Here is a 17,426-nt window from a genome sequence, read left to right on the forward strand (position 1 = left end):
TATCGCCGGCTTTCGGCGAGCCTGGGGAAAAGGCACTGTCCGAAAGACAGATTCATTGCGGCTTGGCAGGGGCGCAACAGAAGTGTATCTTTCCGGCAACAGATTGGCGCCGGAACATGCCTTCGACTTCCGAAAACCCTTCACCCGGCCAAGCGCCGGCGTGGCAGAAATTGCTCCAGTGGTCACGGCGGACCGGGCTTTCCAAGCGCCTGGCCCTCGCGCTGTCGCTCGCCGCGCTCGCGGCCGGCTTCGCCACCTATGCCGCGATGACCGAGAGCGCGCCGTTCGGGCAGGCGAACCCGCGGACGGTGACGCTGCTGCTGACGCTGGACCTCGCCATCCTGCTGACGCTGGGCGTGCTGATCGCCCGGCGGATCGTGACCATCCTCATCGGGCGGCGGCGTGGCCTGGCGGGGTCGCGCCTGCACACCCGCCTGGTGCTGGTTTTCAGTGTTCTGGCGGTGGCTCCCGCCATCATCATGACCGTCTTCTCGACCATCTTCTTCTATGTCGGGGTGCAGAGCTGGTTCAGCGACCGCGTGCGCACGGCGGTCAACGAATCCCTGGTGGTCGCCAGCGCCTATCTGCACGAGCACCAGCAGAACATCCGCGCCGATGCGCTCGCCATGGCCAACGACCTGTCGCAGGAAGCGCGGCTGTCGAGCGATCCCGAGCGGTTCGAGCAGGTGGTGGCCACCCAGGCCATGCTGCGCGCGCTGTCGGAGGCGATCGTCTTCAACGGCAGCACCGGCGCCATCATCGCCCGCACCGGCTACACCTTCACCCTCGAGTTCGAGCCGATCTCGGAGGACAAGCTCCAGCAGGCGCGCAACGGCGAGGTGGCGCTGATCGTCAACCAGTCCGACGACCGCGTCCGTGCCCTGGTCAGCCTGGACCGCGTGTCCGACACCTTCCTCTATGTCGGGCGCATGGTTGAGCCGCGGGTGCTGCAGCACATGGCCTCGGCCGAAGGAGCGGTGAAGGAATACCGGGCACTGGAGAACCAGCGTGGCAGCCTGCAGGTCACCTTCACGCTGATCTTCCTGGTCGTGGCGATGCTGCTGCTGCTGGCGGCGGTCTGGGCCGGGCTGAACTTCGCCACGCGGCTGGTCCGTCCGATCAGCGCGCTGATCGGCGCCGCCGAGCGGGTGCGTGCCGGCGACCTGACCGTGCGCGTGTCCGAGCCTCCGGGCGAGGACGAGTTCGTCCTGCTGTCGCGCGCCTTCAACCGCATGACGACCGAGATCGAAGGGCAGCGCAAGGAGCTGCTGTCGACCAACCGGCTGCTCGACGAGCGCCGCCGCTTCACCGAGACCGTGCTGTCCGGCGTGTCGGCCGGCGTGCTCGGGCTGGATGCCGACGGCATCATCAACCTGCCCAACCTGTCGGCCGCCCGCCTGCTGGGAGAGGACGACCCCGACCGTCTCGTCGGCATGCCGTTGGTGGAACTGCTGCCGGACATGGGCGACCTGCTGGAAAACGCGCCGAAGAGGCCGGGCCGCGTCGTCCAGGACCAGATCCAGATCCGCCGCACCGGCAAGCCGACCCTGACCCTGCTGGTGCGCATCGCCGCCGAGGTCCGGCGCGGCGAGGTGCACGGCTACGTCGTCACCTTCGACGACATCACCGAGCTGGTGTCGGCCCAGCGCAAGGCGGCCTGGGCCGACGTCGCCCGCCGCATCGCCCACGAGATCAAGAATCCGCTGACGCCGATCCAGCTTTCGGCCGAGCGGCTCCGCCGCAAGTACCTGAAGGAGATCTCCAGCGATACCGAGGTCTTCACCATGTGCACCGACACCATCGTGCGGCAGGTGGACGACATCAGGCGCATGGTGGACGAGTTCTCGGCCTTTGCGCGCATGCCGCAGCCGGTGATGAAGCCGGTCAACCTGAACGACCTCGTGCGCCAGGCGGTGTTCCTGCAGTCGAGCGCGCACAGCGGCCGCATCCGTTTCGATACCCGCCTGCCGTCGGGTCCCCTGACGATCGCCTGCGACAGCCGGCAGATCTCCCAGGCGCTGACCAACCTGCTTCAGAACGCGGCGGATGCCATCGAAGGCCGCGGGCAGCCGTCCGATGGCGGGGAACTGCCGCCCGGCGAGGTGACGATCGCGGTCGAGGACGACGGTGAGAAGGTGGCGGTCACCATCGAGGACAACGGCAAGGGCCTGCCGGACGGCGAGCAGCGCGACCGGCTGACCGAACCTTATGTGACGACCCGGGCCAAGGGCACCGGCCTCGGGCTGGCCATCGTCAAGAAGATCATGGAGGACCACGGCGGGCAGTTGACCCTGGAGGACCGCGGAAGCGGTCCCGGGGCACGCGTGACCCTGGTCATTCCACACCCGGTTGCGGCCCCGAGCGAGGCGGGCGGCCGTGACGACAGGCCGGCGGAGACCGGCGGAGAGATGAGGCACGAAGCCCATGGCGCATGACATTCTGATCGTCGACGACGAAGCTGACATCCGGATGCTGATCGCCGGCATCCTGAACGATGAAGGCATCAAGACCCGCGAGGCCGCGGATGCCGACCAGGCGTTCGCCCAGGTGGCGGCGCGCCGTCCCAGCCTCGTCGTGCTCGACATCTGGCTCCAGGGCAGCCGGCTCGACGGCCTGCAGATCCTGGAACAGCTGATGCGGGACCATGGCAACCTTCCGGTGATCATGATCTCCGGCCACGGCAACATCGAGACCGCCGTCCAGGCGATCAAGGTCGGGGCCTACGACTTCATCGAGAAGCCGTTCAAGGCCGACCGACTGCTGCTGATGGTGGAACGCGCCATCGAGGCCGCGCGGCTGAAGCGCGAGAACCAGGAACTGAAGCTGCGCGCCGGCGGCGAGGCCGAACTGATCGGCCGGTCGTCGGCGATCAACCAGGTCCGCCAGTCGGTCGAGAAGGTCGCCCCCACGGGCAGCCGCGTGCTGATCTCCGGCCCGCCGGGTGCCGGCAAGGAGGTGGTGGCGCGGATGATCCACGCCCGCTCGCGCCGGTCGGGCGGCCCGTTCGTCGGGCTGAACTGCGCCACCATGCGGCCCGAGCGGCTGGAGATGGAGCTGTTCGGCACGGAGGCCGGCGTCGACGGTCCAGGTCGCAAGATCGGTACCTTCGAACAGGCCCACGGCGGCACGCTGCTGCTCGACGAGGTCGCGGACATGCCGCTGGAAACCCAGGGCAAGATCGTCCGCGCCCTGCAGGAGCAGGTGTTCGAGCGGGTCGGCGGCGGCCAGCGCGTCGAGGTCGACGTCCGTGTGATCGCCACCTCCAACCGCGACCTCCAGGCGGAGATCGAGCAGGGGCGGTTCCGCCAGGATCTGTTCTACCGCCTGTCGGTGGTACCGATCCGCGTGCCGTCGCTGGCCGAACGGCGCGAGGACATCCCGGTCCTGGCCCGTCATTTCATGCAGCGCTCCGCCGAGGCCTCCGGCCTGCCGATCCGCGAGTTCGGCGAGGACGCGATGGCAGCCCTTCAGGCCTATGACTGGCCGGGCAACGTGCGCCAGCTCCGCAACGTCGTGGACTGGCTGCTGATCATGGCCCATGGCGACCCCAAGGAGCCGATCCGCGCCGACACGCTTCCGCCCGAGATCGGCGCCATCACCCCGACGGTTCTGAAGTGGGACAAGGGCGGCGAGATCATGGGCCTGCCGCTGCGGGAGGCCCGCGAGGTGTTCGAGCGCGAATACCTGCTGGCGCAGGTCACCCGTTTCGGCGGCAACATCTCCCGCACCGCGTCTTTCGTCGGCATGGAGCGCTCGGCCCTGCACCGCAAGCTGAAATCGCTCGGTGTCCATGGCAGCGAGAAGGGAAAGATGTTCATCGAGTGAGCGGCGGGGGGCGGGCACGTCCCCCAGCTTGGCCTGCCGGACCGGGCGGGGCCGGAAACCGCAATCGCATTGTCCCTTCCGGATGCCATCACCTGTAGGCGATGGCGCCGGCCAGGAGCAGCGACCCGCCAGACCGAAAAACCAGCGAGAGATATTTCCCTTGTCCGCCCGCATAACCCTGCCGCGCGCCGTCATCTACGACTGGGACAATACCCTTGTCAGCAACTGGGATACCGTGCGTGAGGCGCTGAACCACGCGCTGGTGTCGTTCGGGCTGCCGCCCTGGAGCGCCGAGGAGGCGCGCGAGCGGATCAAGCAGTCCCTGCGCGACAGCTTTCCGCGCATCTTCGGCGAACGCTGGACCGAAGCCCGCGACCTGTTCTACGGCTATTTCGCGGCACACCATCTGGAAGGGCTCAAGCCTCTGCCGGGTGCGGAGGTGCTGCTTCGCCATTTCCATGACCGCGGTGTCTATCAGGCCGTGGTGTCCAACAAGAACGGCAAGTTCCTGAGGGCCGAGGCCGAGGCGCTGGGATGGACGCGTTACTTCGGCAGGCTGGTCGGCGCCCAGGATGCCGAGTTCGACAAGCCACACCATGCCCCGGTGCGGATGGCGCTGGAACCCGCCGGGCTGGAGCCGGGACCGGACGTCTGGTTTCTCGGCGACGCTGACATCGACATGGAATGCGCCCATGGCGCCGGGCTTGTTCCGGTGCTAATAGGGCTCGGCGAGGGGAGCGGCTTCGACCGTTTCCCCCCCGCCCATCGCCACACCGACTGCACGGCGCTGCACAGCGTCGTGTATGGCTTGGTGGACGGGGATGGTGATACCATATCCCTCAACACGGCTGTCGAGACGGTACCCACGCGCACCAAACCTGCACCGTAAACGGGGAGCGGACCGCCTAAAGACAAGGGGTCCCAAGAACATTGAAGAAGGGGGCATGATAAATGTCTGAAAAAAGCCAAAACGTGCAGGACGTGTTTCTCAATCACGTCCGGAAGAACAAGACTCCCGTTACCGTCTTTCTCGTGAACGGCGTGAAACTTCAGGGTATCATTACTTGGTTCGACAACTTCTCGGTTCTTTTGCGGCGCGACGCGCATTCCCAGCTCGTCTACAAGCACGCGATTTCGACGGTCATGCCGGCGCATCCCATTCAACTGTTCGAGCCGCCCAAGGAAGGTGAAAGCGTCTGATCCCTTGACCAATGGCGAAGGCGCGGCCCCCCTGGGCGCCGCGCGGGCCATCGTGGTCCACCCCGTCCTCCGCAGCGAGGCGGACGGGGAAATGCGTCCTCCCGAATCACGGCTGGAGGAAGCCATCGGCCTTGCCCAGGCGATCGACCTGGAGGTCGTCCACGGCGAATGCGCCAAGGTGAACCGGCCGCAGCCATCGACCCTGCTCGGATCGGGCACGGTGGAGGCTCTGGCGGAAAGGGTGGAGGAGAGCGAGGCGACCCTCGTCGTCATCGACCATGCCTTGTCGCCGGTGCAGCAGCGCAACCTGGAAAAGGCGTTCGGCGCGAAGGTCATCGACCGCACCGGCCTGATCCTGGAGATCTTCGGCGCCCGCGCACGCACGCGGGAGGGCATGCTCCAGGTCGAACTGGCATCCCTGACCTACCAGAAGTCGCGGCTGGTGCGCTCCTGGACTCACCTGGAGCGCCAGCGTGGCGGCTTCGGCTTCCTGGGCGGCCCCGGTGAGTCGCAGCTTGAGATGGACCGCCGCATGATCGGCGACCGCATCATCAAGATCAAGAAGGAGTTGGAAGAGGTGCGGCGCACCCGCGGCCTGCACCGCAAGGCGCGCGCCAAGGTTCCCTACCCGGTGGTGGCGCTGGTCGGCTACACCAATGCCGGCAAGTCGACGCTGTTCAACCGGCTGGCGAACGCAGGCGTCTTCGCCAAGGACCTGCTGTTCGCCACGCTCGACCCGACCATGCGGCAGGTCACCCTGCCGTCGGGGCGCAAGGTGATCCTGTCGGATACCGTCGGCTTCATCTCCGACCTGCCGCACGGCCTCGTTGCCGCCTTCCGGGCAACATTGGAGGAGGTGGACGCTGCGGACATCATCCTCCATGTGCGCGACATCGCCCATATCGACAGCGAGGCGCAGAAGGCGGACGTGCACGAGGTTCTCTCCGACATGGGGATCGATCCGGAGTCGGACGACCGCGTGATCGAGGTGCTGAACAAGATCGACGCGCTCGATGGCGATAGCCGCGCGGCGGTCCTGGTCCAGACCGGCCGCAACCCTCGGGCCGTGGCGGTGTCCGCGCTGTCAGGGGAAGGGATCGACGATCTCGACCGTCTGCTGGATGAGCGGATGAACGCCCACCGGCAGGTCGTGGATCTGACCGTCGGATTGGATGACGGCGCGGCGCTCGCCTGGCTCTACGCCAAGGGCGAGGTCCTGGACCGCCGTGACGACGACGAACGGGCACACCTGCACGTTGCCATTGATCCCGCCGACCTGGCACGGTTCGAGAAGCGGTTCCAGGCAGCCGACCGGCAACAGGCGGCGCGGTAGAGTGTGATCGTTTCAAGCGGTATCGCTTGAAACGATCACACGGAAAACCAAAAGCTCAGAGTCCGTCCAGTGCTTCAAGAAGCATCAGACGGACTCTAACCGGCCCTGCCGAAGGGAGTGGGGTGCAACCACAGGCTATGACCTGTTACACCCCACTCCGGTCTTAAGCCGAATGCCGGGTGGCCATTTCCCCGTTGGACTCCGATGATGGGAAAGGAGCGATGGCGCTCCCCAGGAGGAGGACTGCCAATGCGGTTGCAAACTGACCCATCTTGCTTTTCGATTACGGCTTTCCTCGCCGATCAGGTAACCCTGGTTGCCCGACAGGAGAAACTGCCCCCCGGTGCGGCCCTGTTGCGGCTTCAGGAGCTGTCGCGGTCGCCCGAAGGGCGGAAGACGTTGATGCGCCTGATCAACGCCGCTGCGGCCAGTGAATCGAACGCCAGCGAGGCGGAAAAGATCGCCGCCATTTGCCGTGAGCTGTCGGCCTGGGGATATGGCGACACCCATCGTGGTGCCGGTTTCTCGCAGGGGACCGGTCCCGTCCATCGGGCAGCCGCTTGAGACCGTCGCCTTGTTGCGGTCGGATGACACAGTCTTGATTGGTGGCGATGCAGAGGGTGGCGGTCCATAATGGACCAACTGCCATCCGCTTGGTTTCGTCGTGCCCCGTTCCCCGCTCCGCCCTCGTCGGATAAACAGCAACCGCCTTTGGCTGTTGTTGACGGCCATGCTGGCCGTGACCGCTCCGGCCCCGGCTGAAGCTGCGGCCGATGGTGCGGCCCTGCCGCCCGGCTATGTCGAAGAGCCGGATTTTCCCCCCGAGGATCCCCTGCCGCCTCCGCCGGAGCCTTTGCCGGTGGCTCCCGATATGCCGGTGGTGGTGGCTCCCGATGCCGTCGACCTGCTGAAGGAGTGCAAGCAGGCGGCCTTCACCGACTGCTTCCGCCTGTGGCAACCGCCGCCACCGCCGCCGGAGCCGGAAAAGCAGGCGGGCGGACCGCCAATCCCGCCGCCGCCTGCCGACCCCCATGCGCCACGCGAGCCGGCGGTCGGCGGCCCCGTCCCCCCGACCGACCCGGCCAAAACCGAAGCCACCGCCAAGGCCGACCGGGCGACCCTGGATGCCTTGACCAAGGCGCTGAAGGACAGCGGACTGGATGGGAAGGTCCTGCTGACCAACCCATCCGGTGGCGATCCGACCCTGAAACTCGACACGGCGCCGGGAAAATCGCCCCGAAGGCAGCCGTCGACACGCTGACCGGCCAGGATCCAACAAGAATGAGGTTCCTTCGATGACGGCTCCGTCCGTTCGCGATTTCACGATGCCCGGGATTGATCGGGTTTCCGACCTGATCCGTTCTGTCGCCCGTACGGAAATCCTGCCCCATTTCCGGACGCTCGACGCCTCGGGCATCCGGCAGAAGACCGGCCCGACCGATCTTGTCACCTTGGCGGACGAAGCGGCCGAACGGGCGCTGACCCCGGCGTTGCAGGCCCTGTTGCCCGGCAGCAGGGTGATCGGCGAGGAAGCGGCCTCGGAAGACGAGCGGGTGCTGGACCGTATACATGGTGACGAGCCGGTCTGGATCATCGATCCGGTCGATGGCACCATCAACTTCGCCCAGGGCCGCCCCATGTTCGCGGTGATCGTTGCCTTGGCGCGCCGGGGAGAAACGGTCGCAGGCTGGATCCACGATCCCATCGACGGGCGCATGGCGACCGCGGTGAAGGGGGAAGGGGCATGGCTGGACGGCCGCCGCGTCCATGTCGCGCCGGCCGTGCCGCTGCCACGGATGGTCGGCGCCTTGTCCACCCGCTTCTGTGCCGAAGAACTGGGCCGGCAATTGGAAGAGCGCGGAGCCGGTCTCGGAGAGCGTGTCTGCCTGTCCAGCGCCGCCCAGGAGTATCTGAGGCTGCTGGACGGGCGCGCCCATTACTCGCTCTATCACCGGCTGATGCCGTGGGATCATGCCGCCGGCGTGCTGATGCATGCGGAGGCCGGAGGCCATTCCGCGCTGATCGACGGAACGCCCTACCGGCCCGGCCTGCTCAACGGCAGCATCCTGCTGGCTCCGGATCGGGAGAGCTGGCAGGACCTGCGCAGGCACCTGTTCGGCTGAGGAGCCTGCCCGGGACGCTGGACGCGGAATCGAGTGAGGGCGGTTGCCGCGTCAATGCGCCATCAGCGCCGGCAGGGTCAAATCTTCCAATACCTTGCGCGTGGCACCGCCGAGGACCAGTTCGCGCAGCCGGGAGTGGCCATAGGCACCCATCACCAGCAGGTCGGCGCCCTGGTCCGCGCAGCAGGACAGGATCATGTCGCCGGCATCGTTTCCGGTCGCCAGCACGGACTGCGGGCGGGCGGGAATGCCGTGACGGTGCAGCCAGTCGGCGAGCGCCGCGGCATGATGGCTGTGCTGGCCGGGCGGATCGACCGTGAGCACGGTGACGGACTCCGCGGTCTGCAGGAAGGGCATGGCGGCCCGCACCGCGCGGGCGGATTCGCGGCTGTTCTTCCAGGCGATCAGCGCGTACCGGCCGATGGGAGCGGTGGCGGACTGCGTCGGCGGCAGCACCAGAACCGGTGTCGCGGTTTCCAGCGGCAGGCGGTCCGGGATATGGTGCAGCGACACCCGTTCGCCGGCACGCACGGCCGCCGACTGTGCCACGACCACGAGGTCGGCGTAGGACGCGCGCTCCGCAAGCAGGTCCACATGGTCGCCCTCCTCGACTTCCCAATCGTAGGGAAGGCCTTCGAGCGCCTGGCGCACCTCGCGTTCGATCTTCTCGGCGTTCTCGTGGGCGATGGCGGTCGCCTCGGCCATGAAGCCGTAGGAGGCGGCACGGCCGGTCGCACCCGCCGGCATCGACACCGGCGTCGCGATGTAAAGCGCGTGGAGATGAGCGGAGAACCGCTTGGCCAACGCTGCCGCAACGGCAAGGCGGCTGGCGTGGGCGTCGTCATTGGCCATGTGCAGCAGGATGGTCTTGATCGGCATGCCCGCGCTCCCCTCGCTGTGTTATCCCCGGCTTGGCGGGGTGGTTTCCCCCTAGGTAACGCGTCGCCGCGCCGGATGGCAACGGTGCGTCGAGCCCCTACTTCACCACGACGGCGTAGCGCTCCACCGGCCCCACCGCCTTGATCAGCCCGCGCGCCTTCAGGAACTCGGCGAAGCGGGCGTAGCGCTCGACGTCGAGGGCCGCCGGGCTGTGGGAAAAGCGGGGCAGGGTATCGGCCCAGGCGCGCCGGTTCAGCTCGTCGTTCAATTCCGGCCGATCCTTCACGAAGGCGGCCTGCGCCTCTTCCGGATGATTGAGGATGTACAGCGTCGCCCGCTCCACCGCCGCCAGGAAGCGCCGGAAACGGGGATCGGCGGTCTTGTCGGCCTTGGCGACCAGGACCAGCTCGTCATAGGGCGGAACCCCCTCCTCCTCAGGATAGAAGGCACGGCCGGGACGCTCCTCGATGGCCATCTGGTTCAGCTCGAAATTCCGGAAGGCTCCGACGACGGCGTCGACCTGTCCCGACAGCAGCGAGGGCGACAGCGAGAAGTTGACGTTGACCAGTTCGACATCCTTCAGGCTCAGCCCCTGCTTTTCCAGCATGGCGCCGAGCAGCGCATCCTCGAACCCGGCGATCGAGAACCCGACCTTGCGGCCCTTCAGGTCCTTCAGCGTCTTCACCGGGCCGTCGCGCAGGACGACCACCGAGTTCAGGGGCGTGGAGACCAGCGTCCCGATCCGGACCAGCGGCAGTCCTTCAGCCACCTGCAGGATCAACTGTGGCTGATAGGAGACGGCGATGTCGGCCTGTCCGGCGGCGACCAGCTTCGGCGGGTCGTTGGGGTCGGCGGGCGCAGTCAGCGTCACGTCCAGCCCGGCGTCCTTGAAAAAGCCCTTCTCCAGCGCGACCACCAGCGGTGCATGGTCTGGATTCACGAACCAGTCCAGCATGACGGTCAGCTTGTCCTGCGCCAGTGCGGGCAGGGAGGTCATCAGGCTCGCGGCCAGCAGGCCGGCGGCAAACAGGCGTCTCATCGGGAGGGTTCCCCTTTCATGGAATGGCGTCTTCAGCGGGTTGCGTGTCGGATTGCCAGGGCAGCGCCCGGCGGGCCAAGGCATCGACGGCGGCATAGAGCCCCACCGCGAACAGCCCGAGCACCAGCACCGCCGCGAACAGGAGATCGATCTGCATCCGGGCGTTGGCGTGCAGCATCAGGTAGCCGAGGCCCGACGACGACCCGACCCATTCCCCGATGACGGCGCCGATCGGCGCCACCGCGGCGGCGACCCGTACGCCCGACCAGAAGGCCGGCAGGGCGGCGGGGAGGCGGATCGTCCACAGGATGGCCGCCGGCGATGCTCCCATGGTGCGGGCAAGGTCGAGCCAGCCGGGCTCGGTGCGCCGCAGCCCGTCGAACAGGGCGGTGGTCACCGGGAAGTAGATGACCAGCACCGCCATGGCGATCTTGGACGCCATCCCGTAACCGAGCCAGAGCACCAGCAGCGGCGCGAGGGCGAAGACGGGGATCGCCTGGCTGACCACCAGCAGCGGCATCAGCCAACGCCTCGCCGTGCGGAAGCGCGCCAGCGCCAACGCGCTGGCCGACCCCAGCGCGACTCCGGCGGCCAATCCCGCCAGGATCTCGGTCAGGGTGGTCAGCCCATGGCTCAACAGCAGCGGTGCCTGCCGTTGGATGGCATCGGCGACCGCCAGCGGCCCGGGCAGCAGGTAGCGCGGCAGGCCGGTGACGGAGACCAGCGCCTGCCAGGCGCCAACCAGAACCAGGGCGGTAACCGCCGCGCGCAGCACGGCGTTCATTCCGCCAGCCGCCGCAACAGTTCCGCCTGCAGCGCCAGCAGCCCCGGGTCGTCGACACGGCGCGGCACGCTGCCGGCCGGTTCCAATGCCGGCCCCATGGCCGCGGGGCGGCCGGTCATCACATGCAAGCGGTCGCCGATGCGCAGGGCTTCCAACGGATCGTGGGTGACCATCAGCACGGTGCGCCCCGCCAGCATCCCGGCGGCGGTCTCCTGAAGGCGCAGCCGGGTCAGGGCGTCGAGCGCCGAGAAGGGCTCGTCCATCAGCACCAGCGGCTTGTCCTCCATCAGCGTGCGGGCGAGTGCCACCCGCTGCCGCTGGCCGCCCGACAGCGCTGCCGGTCTTTCGTGTTCGCGGCCGGACAGGCCGACGTCCGACAGCAGCACACGGGCACGATCCACCCGCGCAGCATCGGGGCGGCTACGGCGCAGCCGGTCGCCCAGCAGCACGTTTTCCAGAACAGTCATCCAGGGCAGCAGCAGATCCTGCTGCGCCATGTAGGCGATCCGGCCGGCCAGGGGAGCGCCGTCCCCGGTCCGCACCATGGTCGGCGACTCCGGCTCCGCCAGCCCGGCGAGGATGCGCAGCAGCGTGGTCTTGCCGACGCCGCTCGGCCCCAGCAGACAGGTCGTCCGCCCGGCAGGCAGGTCGAGCGTGAGGCCGGAGAACAACAGCACGCCGCCATAGGTCAGCCGCGCCCCTTCGATGGTGACCGACAGCGGGGTCATCGCCGAAGCTTGCGAACAGAGGGGACGGAGCGGCAGCGGTGGCGGTCGGTATGGTCCATCACTGATCCCTACGCCGGCATGAACCGGATCAGGTTCCAGGGGTCGTCCCGCTTTGGGACCTCTCAGCCGCCCGTCGGCTCCCCCCAGTGAAGGCGGCGACTATAGGCGCTGACCATCCGTGACCGCAAGCATCCCTCTCGACGCATCGGCCGCGGCATCACTTGACCGGCGCCCGCCCGCGCCTAGTTACAGGCGGGACACCGGAGACCACGCCCCTGACCCACCCCCATCACCTCGACAGGCCCCTGTTCATCGGCGGCGAGATCTACCGCGGCTCGACCTACGGGCCGAAGCATCCCCTGGCGATTCCGCGCGTCTCGACCGTGATCGACCTCAGCCGTGCCATGGGCTGGCTTCCCGAGGAGATCTATCTGGACACCCACGTCGCCAGCGAACGGGAGCTGTTGCGCTTCCACACCGCCGATTACATCGCCGCCCTGAAGCGGGCGGAGGCGGAACAGCGTGTCGACGAGGCGGTCGCGGCAAGGCACAATCTGGGCAAGCTCGAGAATCCGGTATTTGCCGAGATGTACCGGCGGCCGGCGCACAGCAGCGGCTCCGCCATCCAGGCGGCGCGCATCCTGGCGGACCGCCCGTCCGGCATCGTCTATGCCCCGGCGAGCGGCACCCACCATGCCCGTCGCGACCGTGCCAGCGGCTTCTGCTATTTCAACGCGCCGGTTCTGGGGATTCTCGAGCTTCTGGACCACGGCCTGGAGCGGGTCCTCTATGTCGACCTCGATGCCCATCATGGCGACGGCGTCGAGGAGGCGTTCGCAGACGACGACCGGGTGCTGACAATTTCCGTCCATGAGGATGGGCGCTGGCCTTACACCGGCAAGGCGGAGGACCGGGCCGGCGGCATGGCCCGCAATTTGCCGGTGCCGCCCGGCTTCAACGACAGCGAGATGGACCACCTGATGCAGGCGGCGATCCTGCCGCTGGCCCGTGCGTTCAGGCCGCAGGCCATGGTGATCCAGACCGGGGCCGATGCGCTGGCGGAAGATCCACTGAGCCGCCTGGAACTGTCCAACCTCGCCCTGTGGGCGGCGGTGGACGCCCTGGCGCCGCTGGCGCCGCGGCTGCTGGTGGTTGGCGGCGGCGGTTACAATCCCTGGTCGGTCGGCCGTTGCTGGACCGGCATCTGGGCGGTCCTCAACCGGCTCGATCCCACGGTGCCTCCCACCCCAGCGGCGGAAGCGGTTCTGCGGGGGCTGACCTGGAACCGGGCCGCCGGGCGCAACCCTCCGGAGCACTGGTTCACCACGCTCGCCGACCAGCCACGTCCCGGCCCGGTGAGCGACCGGGTGAAGCGGGTGGCTGACATGGCCATGGCGTGAACGGCTCCTGTGATCCGACTGATGGAGGCAATGGGGGTTCGCAAAGCGGGGGCGCCGATGCGGAGGGTGCGGCGAGGTCTTGCTGACGACCGCTGATTGTTCGCAGATCCTCCCAAAGCGGCGGGCCGTGGCCGCCGCCGCGTCCGGCTGTCGGCGGTGGCGCCGGGTTCGGAAGGAGCTGGACGGGCGGATGTCGAGCACGACGCTGTTCCTGATCGCCATCGCCATCATCACACTGGCAGCCGTTCCCGTCGCCATGCTGCTGAAGGACTTCCTGCCCGACCTCATCGAAAAGAGTAGCGGCCTGGAGCGGATGGAAAACCGCCTCTATGTCTTGCATGCCGAGGTTCACGAACTCCAGAGCCGTGTCGACCGTCTGGCCAGGCGCCGCGACTGCCAGTCGTCCGACCGCCAGCGCCTCGAAACCGAAATCCGGAAGATCGAACGCCACGCCAGGGAGTTGGCGGAACAGCCGCCGATGTTCGTCCACGAAGTGGGCGACCCGCAGGCGGGATTGCTGAACGCCGTCGAGGAGGACCTCTACCGAGCCGGGGCAGCGGGTGCCGTGGCGTAAGCGTACTGCCGCGTGGGCGTACTGTCGCGCAGGCGTTCTGCGGCGCGGGCATTCCAGGCGGGGCTTTAAAGCGAAAGGGCGCCCAACCGTCCGGCGGAGCGCCCCCTTACCAGTGCTTGCCGCCTACGGCGGCAGCCGTCATCGGCTCGTCAACGGCTCTTGGAGGCCGCCGGGCTTTGGCGGAAGGCGTCGTGAAGGTACGGCGACAGCGCCAGCCGCATGTTGCGCAGCCACTCGTGGATGATGATCAGCGAGCGGGAGGCGACCGGCGGGGTCATCCCGAGCTTGACCAGATCCTCGCGGGTCATCGTCGCCACCTGGTCCAGCCGGTGTCCGGTCAGCCGCGCCCAGGCCGGCGCGGTGCAGGGCGGCATGGAGATGACCTGCAGGCCCTCGCGCTCGACCATTTCGGCCTTGCGGCGGGCATACTGGCTATCCTCCAACTGGGAGAAGGGGCCGGAGAAGCCATTCTCCACCAGGACGCGCTTGGCCTTCGGGGCGATCGTCGCCACCCGCTCCAGCGTGGTCATGCCGGTGGAGAGCGAAGCGAGGTCGACGGTCACCGGCACCATGAAGGTGAGGCGTTCGCCGTCGCCGACGTAATAGTCGAAACCCGACACCTCGGCCCAGTTGAAGAACCACTGGGAAATGTTGCCGCCGAAGTCGTAGAGGCGGCCGCCGCGCTGCAGCTCCGGCCCGATCAGGTCCCAGAACTCATAGAAGCCGTCCCCCGACCCCATCATGTTCATGAAGTCCTGGGTGATGCGGCGGTGCTCGACCACATCCGGTCCGAACAGGCGGGCGAGACGCTCGTTCACCTCGTACTCGACGACCTTGAGCTGCAGGCCTTCGAGCATGGCGGTCGCCATCAGGTGATGGGACAGCAGCGTCTTGCCGACGCCGCCGCGGTCATTGAGGACGAAGATCGTGCCCAGCATGCGATCGCCTTTCCAGTGTACGTTTGTTGATTCGTCGTGGGACATCAAGGAGCGGGTGCTTTGCGCGGCCGCTGTAGGGGCAGGTTGGGAAACAGGCTCCGGTGCGGGAGCCTCGATCAGTTCGGCCACAGGGCCTTCGGTCGCACCATCGGCGTCGACCGCTGCATCGTATCGCTCCGTCGGCGCGGCCGGGGCTGGACGATCATCGTCCGGGCGATCATTGGGCGGCGCGGTACGACCTGACGGCTTTCCGCCAGGGGCGGCGGGTGAAACGGCCATGACCGCCGCTCCCGCTGTCTCCGTCCTGCTGTCCGGTGCCGCATCCGAATCGGCCGCCATGAGCGTCCCCGGAGCCTCGGCAGGGGGCTCCTCGGGTCGCGTATCCGGCGCCGCGTCGTTTGCGGCGATCTCGTTGGCGATCTCGCCGGTGAGCGATGGCGCTGGCACCCCGTCGGGAGCCGCAGCAGCCGCGTCGTCCGTCGACTCATCCACGGGCTTCGCCGAATCCTCGGGCTCCGCTTGATCGCTGGCCTCACGCCGCGCGGCCAGCGCCGCCTCGTGGACCGCGGCAAGCGTCTCGGCCGCGATACCGCCCGCTGTGGCCCCGGGTTCCGCCGCATGTTCACGGCCTTCGTTTCCGACCAGGAAATAGGCGGACCGCAGCGTAACCGGTGAAATCGGCTGGTTGTCGCGGGCCGTCACGCCGAGCTTGGCGAGAAGATCGGAAATCTCCGCCCAGGAAAGCCCGCGTTCGCGCATCAACCCAATATCGGCGTAGCTTTCCCGCACCGCCTGCATGGCACTGCGATTGCCAGCCGGGCGATCGGCCAGGAGCCGTTCAAGTTCCGAGCGGTCGATCGTCACCGTTTGATATTCCGGCAAGATGAAGTGGCGGTGGGGAGGCCGCGCCGACGTGGGATCGCAAGGAATCCTTTCCCCCGGGGCCGAAAAAATAGTACAAGCGGCCATCTCGCGCAAACGGTTTCCCAACGACTTCAACGCGCCTAAACGTCAGTTCAGGCTGGGTGTGGCAATAGTGAACCGGAAATGGGCATTGCGACTTCGCTGCCGATCATGGGATCGATTTTCCGGCCTCCCGGCGCGGAACGGTCCAGCGGATTGCGGGTTTGCCATACGCGGGCATGATGGCAGCCTGGCGATGGCCGGGGGCAGGGATAGCGCAAGGCGCTTGGAACAGGGGCTTGGAATCGGGGTAAGGCAGCATGCCTCACGATTTTGGTTCGTCGCGTGATCGTCGCTCAGCTTCCGGATCGGGGCCCGGAATCGGTTTCCACGAGCTGCGGCAAGCCTGCGAGATTTCGGCCTTGCGCGAGGACCTCGAGCGGTTGGCGCAGGAAGCCGGTGTCCTGCGGGAGGGCGTGGAACGAGCCGTCGAGGAGGTGCGCGACCGGTTCGCCGCCTTGAGCCCGGACGATATGACCGACCCCGTCGCGCTGGCGTCGGTGCTGCAGTCTGCCGTCGCCACCCTTCTGGAAATTCGAGAACAGGCCAGGCGCCTCGACACCCGGACCGGACCGCTGTCCGATGACGAACGCCCCTCATGGCTTGGAGCGGCCGACTCGCCGCGCCTGCGCCGCCCGTCGCCGGCGGAACCGATGATTCCGCCACCGGAAGCACCGCCTCCCGCTCCCGCCGCCTTGAAACCCGAGGACCCGACGACCGCAATCCGGGTGGTACAGCCGCCATTGACGGCGGCAAGGGAGCTTTCGCCGCCGCCGGAGCGTCCACGAGCACCCACAAAGCTCTCGCCATTGCCATCGCCTTTGCCGTCGGCGTCGCCGCTTCCTGTCGCCGGAGGACAGGCTGCCTGGCTGTCCGGCGCCCCCGCGCCCTCCCGCACCCCGGCCGATCGTGCCGATGGCGAGGGCATCCCACGATCAGCGGGAGGCGTGGACTGGCTGGGACCCGCCGGACGCTGACCCAATTGCGAGGCGTCCGACTGGCACCTCTCCGCAACTTGTCACAAAAAGAATTAGAAGCTGAACGATTGAGCTTGCAAATTTGAGGTGGGCTTATTACATACGGTCTATTGGTGAACGGATGTTTACCAAGAATCGGCGTGATAAACCGAGGTCGGTCGCATGCTCAGGATCGACACGCTGGCAAGGCCAGACAGCTCTCTGAAACCCCGCGCACCAGGGCGGCCGTTACGCCTCATCATCGTCAAGAACGACCATTCAGCCGCCGAAGCCTTGGCGGCCGTGTTGAGCGATCTCGGGCATACCGTCTGTGGCATCGCCGGCAGCGAGGCGATGGCGGCGGAACTGGTCGGGCGGGAATCTCCCGACCTTGCCCTGATGGACGTGCGGCTGGGTGGCGGCGATGGTATCGCTGCGGCACGGAGGTTGAACCGCGATCACGGGCTACGGTCGATCTATCTCTCCTGCAACAGCGACCATGCGACCCTGGCGCGCATCACCGAGACCTATCCGCTCGGCATCGTTCACATGCCCTTCTCGCACTCACAGTTGAAGGTAGCGCTGGATCTGGCTGCCCGACGCCTGCGCTGACGTCCGCGTCGACCGCCGGAAAACGGGCCAATTCGCCGGCAAGCGGATGGAAATCCCGCGCCGGGACGAAGG

General features: G+C 67.5%; 17 protein-coding genes and 1 riboswitch. Of the genes, 12 read left to right on the plus strand and 5 right to left on the minus strand.

The genetic code is table 11. The features are described 5' to 3' along the window. Positions 1-116: 116 nt before the first annotated feature. The 8 genes from J2850_RS05600 to J2850_RS05635 all read left to right on the plus strand — a co-directional run bounded on the left by J2850_RS05600 (position 117) and on the right by J2850_RS05635 (position 8,481). Positions 117-2,435, plus strand: coding sequence for a sensor histidine kinase NtrY-like (locus tag J2850_RS05600; RefSeq protein ID WP_209979659.1), 2,319 nt, complete (start codon positions 117-119; stop codon positions 2,433-2,435). Further along, positions 2,425-3,825, plus strand: a complete 1,401-nt coding sequence (gene ntrX / locus J2850_RS05605) for a nitrogen assimilation response regulator NtrX (RefSeq protein WP_209979661.1) — start codon at positions 2,425-2,427, stop codon at positions 3,823-3,825. Before J2850_RS05600 ends, ntrX begins: the two co-directional genes overlap by 11 nt. A 160-nt stretch (positions 3,826-3,985) precedes the next feature. Further along, entirely contained in the window at positions 3,986-4,714 is a 729-nt protein-coding gene (locus tag J2850_RS05610) for an HAD family hydrolase (RefSeq protein ID WP_209979663.1), read from the plus strand. A gap of 62 nt (positions 4,715-4,776) precedes the next feature. Then, a complete protein-coding gene (gene hfq, locus J2850_RS05615; protein ID WP_012974114.1) occupies positions 4,777-5,025 on the plus strand; it encodes an RNA chaperone Hfq in 249 nt (82 codons plus the stop codon). Between the two features lie 52 nt (positions 5,026-5,077). Then, positions 5,078-6,358: a GTPase HflX gene (gene hflX / locus J2850_RS05620; protein WP_209980219.1), complete on the plus strand. Its 1,281-nt coding sequence runs from the start codon at positions 5,078-5,080 to the stop codon at positions 6,356-6,358. Positions 6,359-6,607: 249 nt separating this feature from the next. Next, entirely contained in the window at positions 6,608-6,922 is a 315-nt protein-coding gene (locus J2850_RS05625) for a hypothetical protein (protein WP_209979665.1), read from the plus strand. Between the two features lie 166 nt (positions 6,923-7,088). Beyond that, complete coding sequence (locus tag J2850_RS05630; protein WP_246512832.1) at positions 7,089-7,619, plus strand: hypothetical protein; 531 nt, start codon at positions 7,089-7,091, stop codon at positions 7,617-7,619. Positions 7,620-7,683: 64 nt separating this feature from the next. Further along, complete coding sequence (locus tag J2850_RS05635; protein ID WP_246512833.1) at positions 7,684-8,481, plus strand: inositol monophosphatase family protein; 798 nt, start codon at positions 7,684-7,686, stop codon at positions 8,479-8,481. Positions 8,482-8,532: 51 nt separating this feature from the next. Here J2850_RS05635 and J2850_RS05640 read toward each other — a convergent pair whose 3' ends face one another. From J2850_RS05640 to J2850_RS05655, 4 genes are all read right to left on the minus strand, one after another. Further along, on the minus strand, positions 8,533-9,360 hold the full coding sequence (locus J2850_RS05640) for a universal stress protein (RefSeq protein ID WP_209979668.1): 828 nt from the start codon (positions 9,358-9,360) through the stop codon (positions 8,533-8,535). A 97-nt stretch (positions 9,361-9,457) separates the two neighbouring features. Beyond that, the gene (locus tag J2850_RS05645) at positions 9,458-10,399 is read right to left on the minus strand and encodes an ABC transporter substrate-binding protein (protein WP_209979670.1); all 942 of its coding nucleotides are present in this window, start codon (positions 10,397-10,399) and stop codon (positions 9,458-9,460) included. Between the two features lie 16 nt (positions 10,400-10,415). Then, positions 10,416-11,183 (minus strand): ABC transporter permease, encoded by a 768-nt coding sequence (locus tag J2850_RS05650; protein WP_209979673.1) that lies wholly within the window; start codon positions 11,181-11,183, stop codon positions 10,416-10,418. After that, positions 11,180-11,911, minus strand: a complete 732-nt coding sequence (locus J2850_RS05655) for an ABC transporter ATP-binding protein (protein WP_209979675.1) — start codon at positions 11,909-11,911, stop codon at positions 11,180-11,182. Before J2850_RS05655 ends, J2850_RS05650 begins: the two co-directional genes overlap by 4 nt. 47 nt (positions 11,912-11,958) lie before the next feature. Beyond that, positions 11,959-12,065, minus strand: a riboswitch (TPP riboswitch). Positions 12,066-12,132: 67 nt separating this feature from the next. Between J2850_RS05655 and J2850_RS05660 the strand changes: the two genes are divergently transcribed. Together J2850_RS05660 and J2850_RS05665 are read left to right on the plus strand one after the other, a co-directional pair. Continuing rightward, a complete protein-coding gene (locus tag J2850_RS05660) occupies positions 12,133-13,311 on the plus strand; it encodes an acetoin utilization protein AcuC (protein WP_209979677.1) in 1,179 nt (392 codons plus the stop codon). Positions 13,312-13,501: 190 nt separating this feature from the next. Then, entirely contained in the window at positions 13,502-13,885 is a 384-nt protein-coding gene (locus J2850_RS05665; protein WP_209979679.1) for a hypothetical protein, read from the plus strand. Between the two features lie 149 nt (positions 13,886-14,034). Here J2850_RS05665 and J2850_RS05670 read toward each other — a convergent pair whose 3' ends face one another. Beyond that, entirely contained in the window at positions 14,035-15,687 is a 1,653-nt protein-coding gene (locus tag J2850_RS05670) for a hypothetical protein (protein ID WP_209979681.1), read from the minus strand. A gap of 359 nt (positions 15,688-16,046) precedes the next feature. Between J2850_RS05670 and J2850_RS05675 the strand changes: the two genes are divergently transcribed. Together J2850_RS05675 and J2850_RS05680 are read left to right on the plus strand one after the other, a co-directional pair. Next, a complete protein-coding gene (locus J2850_RS05675) occupies positions 16,047-16,763 on the plus strand; it encodes a hypothetical protein (protein ID WP_209979683.1) in 717 nt (238 codons plus the stop codon). 162 nt (positions 16,764-16,925) lie between these two features. Next, positions 16,926-17,354 carry a response regulator gene (locus tag J2850_RS05680; RefSeq protein ID WP_209979685.1) on the plus strand — a complete coding sequence of 143 codons (429 nt, stop codon included), beginning with the start codon at positions 16,926-16,928 and terminating at the stop codon, positions 17,352-17,354. Positions 17,355-17,426 lie beyond the last annotated feature (72 nt).

The organism is Azospirillum picis (assembly GCF_017876115.1).
Lineage (GTDB): Bacteria > Pseudomonadota > Alphaproteobacteria > Azospirillales > Azospirillaceae > Azospirillum > Azospirillum picis.

What these genes read in the sequence shown, in the direction of transcription:
- J2850_RS05600 (WP_209979659.1), top strand. Translation starts at nt 117, where the DNA reads ATGCCTTCGACTTCCGAAAACCCTTCACCCGGCCAAGCGCCGGCGTGG.
- ntrX (WP_209979661.1), top strand. Translation starts at nt 2,425, where the DNA reads ATGGCGCATGACATTCTGATCGTCGACGACGAAGCTGACATCCGGATG.
- hfq (WP_012974114.1), top strand. Translation starts at nt 4,777, where the DNA reads ATGTCTGAAAAAAGCCAAAACGTGCAGGACGTGTTTCTCAATCACGTC.
- J2850_RS05625 (WP_209979665.1), top strand. Translation starts at nt 6,608, where the DNA reads ATGCGGTTGCAAACTGACCCATCTTGCTTTTCGATTACGGCTTTCCTC.
- J2850_RS05630 (WP_246512832.1), top strand. Translation starts at nt 7,089, where the DNA reads ATGCTGGCCGTGACCGCTCCGGCCCCGGCTGAAGCTGCGGCCGATGGT.
- J2850_RS05635 (WP_246512833.1), top strand. Translation starts at nt 7,684, where the DNA reads ATGCCCGGGATTGATCGGGTTTCCGACCTGATCCGTTCTGTCGCCCGT.
- J2850_RS05640 (WP_209979668.1), bottom strand. Translation starts at nt 9,360, where the DNA reads ATGCCGATCAAGACCATCCTGCTGCACATGGCCAATGACGACGCCCAC.
- J2850_RS05645 (WP_209979670.1), bottom strand. Translation starts at nt 10,399, where the DNA reads ATGAGACGCCTGTTTGCCGCCGGCCTGCTGGCCGCGAGCCTGATGACC.
- J2850_RS05650 (WP_209979673.1), bottom strand. Translation starts at nt 11,183, where the DNA reads ATGAACGCCGTGCTGCGCGCGGCGGTTACCGCCCTGGTTCTGGTTGGC.
- J2850_RS05655 (WP_209979675.1), bottom strand. Translation starts at nt 11,911, where the DNA reads ATGACCCCGCTGTCGGTCACCATCGAAGGGGCGCGGCTGACCTATGGC.
- J2850_RS05665 (WP_209979679.1), top strand. Translation starts at nt 13,502, where the DNA reads ATGTCGAGCACGACGCTGTTCCTGATCGCCATCGCCATCATCACACTG.
- J2850_RS05675 (WP_209979683.1), top strand. Translation starts at nt 16,047, where the DNA reads ATGCCTCACGATTTTGGTTCGTCGCGTGATCGTCGCTCAGCTTCCGGA.
- J2850_RS05680 (WP_209979685.1), top strand. Translation starts at nt 16,926, where the DNA reads ATGCTCAGGATCGACACGCTGGCAAGGCCAGACAGCTCTCTGAAACCC.